Origin of the sequence: Undibacterium sp. Tian12W (assembly GCF_049339405.1) — a bacterium.
Lineage (GTDB): Bacteria > Pseudomonadota > Gammaproteobacteria > Burkholderiales > Burkholderiaceae_D > Undibacterium.
This window is the reverse complement of the sequence record NZ_JBMPPK010000019.1, coordinates 1-12829: the sequence shown is the minus strand read 5'-3', so window position 1 is coordinate 12829 and position 12829 is coordinate 1. Positions and strand designations below refer to the sequence as shown.

The 12829-nt window shown below is 52.8% G+C and carries 6 protein-coding genes; all 6 read left to right on the top strand.

Going from position 1 to position 12829, the window contains the following annotated elements:
- Positions 1-24 precede the first annotated feature (24 nt).
- Positions 25-504, top strand: coding sequence for a type II secretion system protein (locus ACO0LI_RS22285; protein ID WP_423035344.1), 480 nt, complete (start codon positions 25-27; stop codon positions 502-504).
- Between the two features lie 4 nt (positions 505-508).
- Positions 509-913, top strand: a complete 405-nt coding sequence (locus ACO0LI_RS22280) for a type II secretion system protein (protein ID WP_423035342.1) — start codon at positions 509-511, stop codon at positions 911-913.
- Between the two features lie 10 nt (positions 914-923).
- Complete coding sequence (locus ACO0LI_RS22275; protein ID WP_423035340.1) at positions 924-1418, top strand: type II secretion system protein; 495 nt, start codon at positions 924-926, stop codon at positions 1416-1418.
- Between the two features lie 361 nt (positions 1419-1779).
- Positions 1780-8409, top strand: a complete 6630-nt coding sequence (locus ACO0LI_RS22270) for a carboxypeptidase-like regulatory domain-containing protein (protein ID WP_423035338.1) — start codon at positions 1780-1782, stop codon at positions 8407-8409.
- 33 nt (positions 8410-8442) lie between these two features.
- Positions 8443-9312, top strand: a complete 870-nt coding sequence (locus ACO0LI_RS22265; protein WP_423035336.1) for a choice-of-anchor A family protein — start codon at positions 8443-8445, stop codon at positions 9310-9312.
- 80 nt (positions 9313-9392) lie between these two features.
- Positions 9393-12829 (top strand): transglutaminase-like domain-containing protein (locus ACO0LI_RS22260; protein ID WP_423035334.1); only part of this gene is annotated, 3437 nt, incomplete at its 3' end.

The window sequence follows — 12829 nt, the reverse complement described above, 5'->3', positions numbered from 1 at the left end:
TATACAAGATAAATATAGAGCGACATGAAACGCACACCGGAAAATGGCTTCACCTTAATAGAGTTGCTGATTACCCTGGCAATTCTAGGGGTGCTTGCAAGCATTGCCATGCCCGTTGCGCAGATCGCCGTGCAGCGTAGTAAAGAGAAAGAGTTAAAGCTGGCACTACGCGAAATACGCACTGCTATCGATCAGTACAAGCGTCTCAGTGATGAAGGGCGCATCCCCAAAAACTTCAATTCCACTGGTTATCCGGCTACGCTGGATATACTGGTTGAAGGCGTCATTGACCAGCGCGACCCTGGCCACAGAAAAATATATTTCCTGCGCCGCTTGCCGCGAGATCCAATGCAAGCAAATGTCAATCTGGAGCCTGCTGCCAGTTGGGGAAAGCGCAGTTATGCAAGCGAAGCAAATGACCCGCAAGAAGGGGATGATGTGTATGACGTTTACTCGACCAGTTCCCGCCAAGGCTTGAACGGCATCGTTTACACGCAATGGTGAAAATATGCGACAAGCAATAAATCAATACTCCTCGTATAAGCGAAACAATGGTTTTACCCTGATAGAGCTACTGGTAGTGCTCGCCATCGTCGCCTTGCTCAGTACCCTGGCTCTTCCCCGTTATTATCAAAGCCTGGATAAAGGTAAAGAAGCGGTTCTGGTCGAAAACCTGCGCACCACCAGAGATAGCATAGACAAATTTTATGCTGATACCGGCCGCTACCCAGAAAATCTTGAAGAGCTTGTGGAACGCAAGTATTTGAAGAACATGCCGATAGACCCCATCACCGAAAGCACAACAAGCTGGCAAATCATCGCGCCCATAGATGGCGCACAGGGGCAAGTCTATAATATACAAAGCGGCGCGCAAGGCCAGCGTGCAGATGGCACGGCTTATCAATCTCTTTGAGCAAATGTGCGTGCCAAAGCATATCAACATCAGTATCAGGCCGCGCGACGCGGCTTGTCATCAAAATGGCATGGCTTATCTTGGTTTGCTGTTGAGTGTGGCCTTATTATCGATTGCTGCGCTCGCCACCATGCAAGTCCACAGTCTTATGCAAAGACGTGCAGCAGAAGAAGACTTGCTTTTCATCGGACAACAATACCAGCAAGCCTTGCTAAGCTATGCGAATGCATCACCACCCGGCGTATTGCGCGCTCCGGCTTCGCTCAATGAGCTGTTGCGCGACCCACGTTACCCCATGCCGCGTCGCCACATACGCCAACTTTACCTGGACCCGATCACTCTGCAGGCAGACTGGGGCTTGATACTGTCGCCAGATGGAAAAGGTATCATAGGCATATATAGCAAGTCTGAGCGTGCACCGATAAAACTTGCCCAGTTTCCCGCCACATTGAAGGGTTTTGAGAATAAAAAAAGCTATCAGGAGTGGGTGTTCAAGGGCCTTTGAACCTGACTTGAATAACTTATATGTTTCAAATGGAATCTGTGTAGCGATAATACCACTTTCATAAAAACGGTTTCGTTAAATAATTTCTTTAAATCAACATTCCCTTGGGAAAATTGATCTTTAAGAAATGTTTTTATTGCATCCCATAGATATCACTAATGGTGATACCAGTTATCAGAAATTTACTGCTTGCCACAAATTGTAACAATCGTTACTATCCGGGTTCAAATTTCTAACGTCTATCTGCGATCTCTCAAATTCACTACTGAGGTTCGGTTCAGTGCGTTTATTTCAGGGGTCTGCTGTGCTTCAAAATGTTGGTACTTTTGCGCGAAACCTGTTGGTTGGCGTTCTTTTTTTTGTGACCTTGTTAGTACATGGCGTTTATGCGCAAACCACTGGCCCCGTGGTGAATGGCCTGAAATGGCTTAATACGCAGATACTCTCAGACGGTAAGCTGAGTAATGAGGCTCAGTCCATTGCAACTCCCTTGCAAGCACGAGCAGAAGTAGCTCAGACTTTGCAGCTACTGGCAAGCACTCCGGCTAATTTATTAACTTCCATATCATCTGAACCAGATGCCAGTACGGAATACCTGGCACGTAAAATCATAGCGCTCGCTACCGCCAAAGCTGATACTAGTGCGCTGATGGCACAAATGCTTAATCGCATCAATGTTGACGGTGGTTTTGGCGGTGCCCCAGGCTATGCCAGTAATGTATTGGATACGTCCCTGGCTTTGATTGCTCTGAAACAGGCAGGCCGCACAGATGGTGTTGCTGCAGCTATCGCTTACTTGCAATCAGTGCAGGGAACAGATGGTTCTTTCCAGGTCAATGGCAGAATCGACCTTTACAGCAGCATTTATGCACTCGCTGCTTACCGCGCTCACGCCAGCACGGTGCCGCTTACCGCATCCATACAAGTCTTGACGACTTACCTCATGGCACAGCAATCCTCGCCTGGTAACTGGAACAGTTCAGTTTTCCTGAGCTGTCTTGCTTATGAAAGCTTGCATGATTTTATTCCAGCAGTACCTACGGCCACTGCTGTGCAAACTTATCTCTTGAATGCACAGTTGCCAGATGGTAGCTGGGGCGGTGATCCCTATCAAACGGCATTGGCACTGCGTGCCTTGAGTATCAGCCAGTATGTCCCCGCTGATCCAAGCCTGGCAATCATAAAAGGTAAATTGCTTGAGAGTCAGACTGGGCTTGCGATCGCTGGTGTGCGCGTTGTGCTTGCTGGCTCAAAAACAGTTGAGCTGACGACCGGTGCCGATGGTAATTTCAGCTTCGCCAACCAGACTCCCGGTAACTACTCCCTGAATTTCTCGCTGGCGAATTACACTAGCTTGAGCGCCACTACCAAAGTCACTGCAGGTCAGGTGATGGACCTGGGCGTGCTTAAATTATCCAAAATCAGCACTTCAACAACAGCAACTATTTATGGTGTGGTGTCTGATGCACTTAGCGGCGCACCTGTGTCCGGAGTTCTTGTTTCAGGTGCTGCATTCAGTGCAGTGACTGACATGAATGGCAGCTACCAGTTTGTCAATGTTCCGGCGGGAGATGTGCCGCTGACCGTCAGCAAACTGGGCTACAAGACAGTTAACAATACTATTCGCGTTGCTGCGGGTGCTACGGCTGTTTACTCACCTAAGATTTCTGCTTCTGGTAATAGCTCTGATGTGACCAGCACCAGCGTTTTTGGTCAGGTAATGGATGCAGGAAGCAATCAGGTTCTCGCTGGCGTTGATATTACGATAGTGGATGCAGCCGGGCCTCATACATTGAAATCTGATGCCAATGGTAAATTCGTTCAAGGAAATGTACTAAAAGACGCGAACGGCATGGTCAGCATGACATTCAAGCTTGGCCAATACCTTGATACCAACACCGTTGCATTCATAGATGGCCAGTCCACTGTCGATATGGGACAGATACGCATGCGTAAGGTCAAGGCAGCAGTTCTGTTGCCACAAATTTCCATTGCACGTATAGACCGGAAAAACGCAGTTACGAATCCACAATCACTGGAATTGTCAGGCTTCCTCAATGTGACTCTGCAGAATACGGGTACTGCTGATGTCCCGGCAGGTATCAAGTTACTGGCGTTTAATGACGCCAATAAAAATCGTTTGTTTGAAGGTAATATCGACCTGAAACTGGGTTCAGCCAGCCTGGCGAGTTCAATAGCACCGGGGCAAACAGTCGTGATCCAGGTTCCGGTGAGCGGCATCTTGCCATTCAGAGATGCGCCTATTATTGTCTGGGCAGATAGCGAACAAGGCCTGGTACAAATTAGCAAGGACGACAACCTGAAGTCCAGTGCAGACTTTATTGAAATCAAACCTGATTCCACATTATTTCAACCTAAATTGAAATGGCAGTGGGCAGGTGGCACGACCATGCCTGACTATAATCAGGTCGAAATGGCACCTCTGGTCATGCCTGCCGGTAAGGGCAGCAAATCTTCTATCATCATTTTCACATCGTACCGCCATCCAATTTATCGTGATGGAATACTGCGTATCGTCAACGGCAAAGACGGCAGTGAAGTAGTCACCGTAACTGACCCGGCTTATCGTATCTCCCCTGTAAGCCACATGGCAGCTGCAGATATTGATGGGTCTGGAGAAATTACCATCATTGCTCAAAAGGCAGATAACGGGCTGATTGCTTTCAGCAGCACGGGTGCAGTCAAATGGATAGTGCCTGCTACACAATTTGTATCTGGCTGGCATGGTGGCGGCATCAGTATTGCTGATCTTGATGGCGACGGCAAGGCCGAGATTATTTACGGCAAAACCGTTTTCAATTACGACGGTACTTTGCGCTGGAATGGCAGCGGTGACTTTATTGGCGATAATTATTTGCGAGCCACTGCTGACGTTGTCGCACCATACTCTATCGTTGCCGATATCAACCGGACTGGTCGCCCAGCGGTTATTGCCGGCGCATCTGCCTATGATGCAGATGGCCGTTTGTTATGGCAAAACAATGCAGTTGGAGACGGTTTTACCGCAGTGGCCAATTTCACCGGTGATCGTTACCCCCAGATTGTCTCCGTCAACAGTGGCAAAGTGTATTTGCTTGACCACAATGGCGCTATTATCTGGGGCCCGGTTTACCTTCCTGGCGGTGGTCACGGTGGCGTCCCTGTGATTGCTGATATGGACGGCGATGGCATTCCTGAAATTGGTATAGCAGGTGCATTTGCGTATACAGTATTCGGCGCAGACGGCAGTATCAAATGGAATGTCTGGACTTATGATGTTTCTTCGGCCACAGGTTCCAGCGTGTTTGATTTTGCGGGTGACCACAAAGCCAAGGTAGTATATGCCGATCAGTTCAATCTGAAAGTATATGACAGTGCCAGTGCCAAAGAACTATTCAGTATCCCAAACACATCTGACACTTCTTTTGAAATGGCAGTTGTTGCCGACGTGGACAACGATGGACATGCTGATCTGATCGTCCCGCAAAGTTCTGGCTCTGCCGTAGGTTTGCGTATTTATCAGGATGTGAATAATGCATGGGTAGGCGTACGCAGTATATGGAACCAACATAGCTACCACATCACAAATATCAATGATGACGGCACAGTTCCTCGCGTTGAAAAAAATAGCTGGGAAGTCAATAATAATTATCGCCTGAACGCGAGAGTAGACATTTCAGCGACAGCTGCTCCTGATGTGACCGCATCCTTTATACGGATCAATGATCAGGGTGGTGTCAAACCGTCAGGCCTCACCGTCAGGATAGGTAATGCCGGCTTGCTGCCAATAGCTGCTGGTACACCTGTCGCGTTTTACAGCGGGCAAGTGGGAGGCGGCAATTTGCTCGGTACGGCAGTCACCGGCATTGACCTCAATACAAATGAATATCAGGACGTCACCCTGAATTATTCAGGTTCTATGGCCAATATCAAAACCCTCGTTGTTGTCGCAGATGACGACGGCAAGGGCGCTCACATGCTCAGCGATTTTGATATCAGCAATAACACGGTGTCGTTTGGCCTTGATGGTTTGGCGGGCTCATTTGGTATTGCAGTCAATACAGATGCAGGCAGCTATGCGTCCAACACCAATGTCCAGCTTACTGCCACGGTAAAAAACCTGGGCAGTTTCGATAACAATGCCCAGGTACAGTTCATTGTGCAAACTGTCGATGGTGTTAACGTAGCCGCACTGCCCAAACAGGTAGTAAAAATAGCCGCAACCGCACAAAGTCAGGTGCTTGGTGTCTGGAATACAGGTTCTACTATTGCCGGTAAATACCAAGTCCTTGCGCAATTGCTGGATGCAAATGGCGTTGCATTTACCCAGGCGCAGTCAGCCTTCACCATAGGCAGTGGCAATACCATACTGACCGCCAAACTCAGTACTGACAAAACCAGCTATGGGCCGGCAGATACCGTACAGTTAAGTGATGTCATCAGCAATGCCACACAAAACCTGCCGGTTGATAATATCCAGGTCGCCACTACCGTGACCAATCCGGATGGCTCAGTACGTTTCAGTAAAACAGAAACCCTGGCACAACTGCCTGCAGCAAATAGTAAAAATTATGCTTACAGCCTGCCATTGAATGGCGCAGCACCAGGCCAGTATGCTGTCAAGGTAATCGCAACTGCTGGTAGTACCACGGTGCAATCGGTGGCCAGTTTTGTGGTGACTGCCTCTTCCAGTAATGGCAGCGGTCTGACAGGCACTGTCGCCGTCAGCCCGGCACAGGTTGCTGTGGGCAGTGCATTGGCACTCAACTTCAGTGCCAACAATCAGGGCAACAGCGCGCTGACAAATCAGGCATTGAGTGTCAACATCATAGACCCTGTTGGTCAAAAAGTCGTCGCCCAGTTCCCCTATACCAGTACCATTGCAATAGGCGGCACGTTTAGCGGTAGCACCACCTGGACAGCCACTGGCAGCGTGGGTTCCACCTATGTGGCGACCCTGACTGCTACTTTCGGTGCCAACACCGTGACGCTGGCGCAAACCAATTTCACGCTGGCCGCACCGCAAATCAAACTGAACACTGTCATTGATACTGACAAGAGCAGCTATGCACCGACCGATATCATCAAACTGCATGACCGCCTGACCAATGCCACAAGCAACCAGGCAGCCAATAATCTGCAGGTCGTGGTTACGGTCAAAAACCCAGATGGCAGCACGCGTTTCACTAAAACTGAAACCCTGGTCAGCCTGGCAGCCAATGCCGCACAAGACTATAACTACAGCATTAATCTTAGTGCTGCTCCGGCAGGTCAATACACGACTTCTGTCGTAGTCAGCATTGTTGGCAACACCGTGCTCTCACAAGCCAGTGGTGTATTTAGTGTCGCATCCACCGCCAGCACAGGCAGTGGCTTGAAAGGCAGTATCACCGCCTCTGTACCGCAAGTGCCAGTTGGCAACCTCATCAGTTTCCCTTTCAATGTCACGAACGAGGGCAATGCCGCTTTGACAGATTTGCCCTTGACCGTCAGCATTATTGACGCCACACAAAAAGTTATTGCCAGCTTCCCATACAAAACCACGCTGGCAATGGCAGCCAGTTTTGCAGGTAATGCTGACTGGACCAGTGCCGGTACGGCAGGCGCACAATACACTGCCGTGTTAAGCGCAAAAGTCGGCAGCAACACCCTGACTTTGGGCCAGGTCAGTTTTACACTGACTTCATCTGTCGTCAGCCTGACGATCAAGCAGGCCGCAGCGCCATGGCAAAACGTGCTCGTCTACAGTGCCTGCAAACGTGCTGCAGATGAATTGCTGGGTAAATGCGCAGCCACCAAGTTCCCGACAGAAAATGCGGCAACCCTGGCGCAATGTGATGCCAGCAGGGCAGGTGTGCTTGACAATGTATTGACCAATCAGGGCATCAGCCACACCATCAGTACCGATGCAACAGCTTTCCTGACGCAACTGCGTAGCGGTAACTACAGCACCTACTGGATCAGTAATGGCGCCAGTGCCTTGCCAGAACCAGCAGCGTCCGAATTGCTGGCAGCGGTCAAACGCGGGCAGGGCTTCATGCTTGATAGTCTGGTCACAGCCACCAACACCCAGCTCGCGCAATGCTCAGGCGTCACCAATAACGGTGCCTATGCCACAGCCCTGCAACAAATGAGTCTGTCTGGCGGCATCTACAAAGGTGGTGACCTTGCTGGCCCAGCGACCCAAACCAAACTGGCAACAGCAGGCGGCACGGTAGAAGCAACGCTGAAAGGCACTGCTACCAGCCCAGGCATCGTCAGCGCCACCTATGGCAATGGCAAAACCCTGGCCTTTGGATTTGACTGGAGCGACACCCTGGCCGCGCAGGCAAATGAAAGCCGCTGGCCGCTCATGATCAAGCAGGGTCTTGATTACCTGGCCCCGGCAGCCGTCGATTTGAACGCATTGCTGCCAGGTGACGTCAGCACGCTGAGCAGCACCATCACCAATGCCGGTGCCGCCCAGTCTGTACGCATGGTCCAAAGCTTGCCAGCCGGATCAGTGATCAAGTCCAGCACGCCAGCCGCTACCATAGGCAGCAATGGCAATGGTGATGTCACCGCCACCTGGAACCTTACAGCCGCTTCTGCTGCCGACACGGTGGTATCAGTGCGCTGGCAGGCGCCAGTATCTGCTGGTACTTACAACGCCAACCTCGCCCTCAGCATGGTCAGCGGTGGCAATGCCACGCCGTACAAGTCGCAAGACCAGGCCATCAAGGTACAAAGCGCCAGCCAGATCAATGCGCAAACCATTAGCTTGATACAGGGACTGAGCCTGTCAACGCCAGCTCAGCTTGCACAACGTACTGCCATCGTTGATTTGCTCAACCAGGTCAATACCGCCATGAGCAGCAACAGCATGGACAAAGCCCTGCGTTTGCTGATCACCGTTCAGGCCAAGCTTAAAAACATAGAAACCGGCGTCGGCCCGGCCAGCAAATCACTGGCCAACCTGATTGCGGTGGTTGAACGACAAAGTGCGCGCTAAGCGTGACCGTAAAAACAGAATAATTGAATAATCATGAAATTAAGCATACATCGCCCATTCCGTCTCAGTGTGCAAGGCCTGTGCCTTGCACTGGGTTTGATATTCTCTTCTGCATTATGTCAGGCGCAGCAAATTGATCTGGGTGTGGCTGGGCAATATTCCGCCTTCATCTTTGGTAATGTCAGCAATGTTACCGACGTTGAAGGGCGGCTTGCTGTTGGCGGCGCGCTGAATACACCTGGTGGTAACATAGGTGGCAAGATGAATCCCAACGATACCCGCCCGGCGCTGGTCATTGGCGGTAATCTGGTTGCTTATGCAGGTAGCCTCGGGTCTGGTACCAATAATGGTTTTGCGATTTACTCAGGCACCAAGGGCGCATCCCCAAAAGTGGCGAGCTACCTTGATTTTCGCAAACAAGATGTAGGACCCATCGATTTTGAGGCAGAACGTACCTACCTGACTGTGCTCTCGCAACAACTGCGCGCAGCTCCGGCAACAGGGACAGTAAGCCAGCTCTATGCCCAGATCACACTCACTGGCAGCAACAAGGATATTGAAATCTTCAATCTGACGGCAGACCATGTCGTCAGTACCTATAATTTTGTGCTGGCTAACGTAAAACAAGATGCCTACCTGATCTTGAATGTCGCCAGCAATGCCCAGCGTACCATCAAGTTTGGCATCAGCATGACGGCTTTTATCAACCGCCATAGCAAAGTGCTCATCAATATGTATGACACCGAATTATTAAACTTTAATAATGCCGGTGTGTATGGCAGCGTGCTTGCTCCTTTTGCCTGTATCAAAAATTCCGGCGGGCATCTGGAAGGCATCGTCATAGCCGCCAGTTGGGATTCGAATATGGAAGTAGGCACGACCCTGTTTGTCCCAACCAATTAAAGATGCGGTGACAAGCACTCCATCGAACGAATAAACCCGGCATGATGCCGTCAGAAATACTTATTACCAAGAGTAAAATTATGTTCCGCAACATTCCATTACAACGCAGCGTAGCCGGTATCGTATTGGCGAGTTTCGTCAGCAGCCTATTGTCACCCTTAGCGATGGCGCAAGGTACAGTGACAGCTGCTCCCCGAGTTGCGGACAGTAATAACAGCGTCCTGCTGCCGCTGGGGCCACGCAAGCTGCCCGCCAGCAAAGGCATGGCCATCACCATGCCAACCGCCACAGCAGCGAACACCAAAGTAGCCCTGCTGGCCCCCGCGCCTCTAGCTAACACCAGCAGCACCGCTAGTGCAGACTACGCCCGCGCGTTGACCAAACTCATCGACCTCAGCACCCAGGCCAGTGCCCAAAGTCCAGCCAATAGTGCTGCTGCTCTTAATGTCATCACCGGCATACGCAGCCAATACCAGATACTGCAACAACAGCAACAACTCCTGAGCAAAGCTTTTACCGCAACAGAAAGCTTCCTCACCCAAAACAAACTATCCGGCACCGTCCTCCAGCGCCACCAAAGCATGGTCAGCGAATTTACTGCCCGTGCCAAACTGCTGCAAGACGCTTACGCCCCAATTGACAATGCCGCAGCAGGGAAGGGCGATGCCACAGCCGCCCTCAAACAATGGCAGCAAGCCATCAAACAATACGCCAGCCAGGCCAGTGCACTCAACGGCACCAAACTCCCCTGGGGCAATAGCAGCGACCAAGTACGTAAAACAAACGCCGGAGCGATAGCGCCGCAGTCGAATCAACTCGCCTCAGTGACCAGCACAAGCAGTAATGCCAGCCGCCAGTCACCACCACCCGCATTTGCCCCTGCCCCTGCCGTGGCCGCAGCAGGTAGCCTCTCCGGCCTGGTTTTACCCGATACCGTCCTGAGTGATGCGCCAGCAGCCGCCGACCTTGCCGCTGCTGAAGAAATTCAGCAGAGCGCAGACATCCGCTCCCTGGCAGCCTCCTTACAGAACAACCCCGTTGCCATCTACAACTACGTCCGCAACAACATCAAATACAAAGTCGGTTACGGCAGTCTGCAAGGCGCAGCCCAGACCCTGCAAGCCAAGAGCGGCAACGACATCGATGCCGCCAGCTTGCTGATTGCGCTTAACCGCGCAGCAGGCATCCCGTCCCGCTATGTGTACGGCACAGTCGAAGTCCCGACCCAAAGAATGCTGAACTGGCTGCACGTCGACAACGTCAGCGCCGCCCAATCATTGTTAAGCCAGGCAGGCGTGCCCAACAAAGCCATCCTCCAGGGCGCACAAGTGACCGCCATCCAGGTAGAACACGTCTGGGTAGAAGCCTATGTCGACGCCAGCCCCAGCCGAGGCGCCCGCAACAACACCGCCAGCACCTGGCTGCCGCTCGACCCCAGCTTCAAACAACTCAGCTCCCAGCCCGCTTTAAACCTGCGCAGCAGCGTCAGCCTCAATGAAGCCGGTGTATTTGACATCGCCAAACAAGGTGCCAACTGCACCCCTGATTACGGACAAAGCCTCAACCAGGCCAATATCCTGAGCAGCTTTACTACCTACCAGAACCAGCTCAACCAGGTCCTCAGCCAGCAAGGTGCCGACCTCACCATAGGCAGTGTATTAGGCGGTAACGTCATCAGCGCAGAGAACTACGCCATCCTCATGGGCAGTTTGCCCTATAAAACCATCGTTAAAAGCGCCAGCTTCCAGGCCATGCCTGCTAACTTGAAGGGAGCAGTGCGCCTGCAAGTCTTTGCCAACAGCGCAGCACAAGCCCAGGGCACAACCACTGTCAGCTATAACAGCAGCTACGCCGCCCTCGCAGGCAAACGCCTGACCCTCAGTTTTAGTCCCGCCACCCAGGCCGATGCCGACGTACTTGCCGCCTACCTGCCCAAAGCCCATGCCGACAACAGCCCCGTTAGCGCCAGCGAATTCCCGCTCAGCGTTCCCGGCTACCTCATTCAGGTCAAGGCAGAACTCCGTCTCGATGGCCAGGTCGTCGCCAGCGGTGGCAGCTTCACACTCGGCAGCGAACTCAGCGCCTCCATAGGCAGCTTCGAGCCCGCCAGCGGCGGCTGGAACGACAACAACTTCAGCGTCCATGCCGGTGACTACCACGCCATCGTCGCTGACACCCAAGGCATCAACCCCGCCCAACTGAACGCAGTACAACAAAGACTCGCCGCCACCCAGGCCAAACTGACCAGCCAGCCCGGCCAGGCCAACGGCGTCAGCCGCGATGACCTCACAGGTGACCTGCTGCACCAGACCATCCTCGCCTACTTCGCCACTACCGACGCCAACAGCGCCATCTTCCAGCGCGCCGCAGGTGTCGTAGAACAACGCCTGCCATCATTAGGCAGGGCAGTCGCACAAGCCATACCCGACATGACCCTGGGCCTGGTCAACAGCGTCTCCTTCCCCGGTGTTGCCCTCGACATTGACCGCCTCCAGACCGCAGTAGCAAATCAAACGGATGGCTTAAGTCCTGCCGCCTACACCCGCCAGAGCAACCAGCGCAATGTGGCCTATGCCCACATGGTGTTAGAAAAGCACTACAGCCAGTCACAAAATCCCACCGCTGCCGCCTCACCGATACGTGTACTCGCCAAGGCTGCCGCGCTGCCACAGGCACAACAACAAAGCGTCTATGCCGTCACCAGCAGCAACCTTGCTGCCGCCCTGTTAAAACTTAACCTGAGCAACAGCCAGTCTATCGATGTACAAAATGCCGTTGCTGCCGGTTACCGCGTCCTCGTCCCACAAAGCCCGCAAACCATGAGCGGCTGGACAGGGCAGGCCATGCAGATTGAAAATATCCAGACCGGTGCCGGTGCCTACCGCCTGTCCGGCAATAACGGCAACACTACCGCCGCCATCCTCGCCACATCAGGTATGGGCATGGGCTGGCTCATCGCAGAACCCGCATTGGCAGCCGCCAGCACCACCCCCGCAATCAATGCCGCCAAAGCCTACGATACCGTCCTCGCCAGCATGTTGCCTGGCGGTGGCACTGACAATACCGACAGCGTGCGCTGGTCCTACTTCAGCGGCCAGGCCGACGTCGCCAGTGGCCTCTTCCTCGCCCGCCTGACCGGTGCGCAAAGCAACAGCACCTGCGACAACCTCAGCTCCATCATCGCCGCCAACCTCGGCACCACCACTGCCTTTGATGGTGACCCCGGTGATATCGCCAGCGTCCCCGTCATCACCAGCGCGCCTGTCACCGCCGCTGTTGCTGGCCTGGCGTATCGCTATTCCGTCGCAGCCCAAGACCCCAAAGGTGCCACACTCAGCTACAGTCTCACCGATGCACCCAGTGGCATGAGCATCAGCAGCACCGGCGTGATCAGCTGGGCCAGCCCTGTGTTGGGCAGCTTCAACGTCACCCTGCGCGCAGATAATGGCAAAGCCTATGCAGAACAACGCTACCTGCTCACAGTCAGCGACCATGCCCTGGCACTCAGTATCAGCAT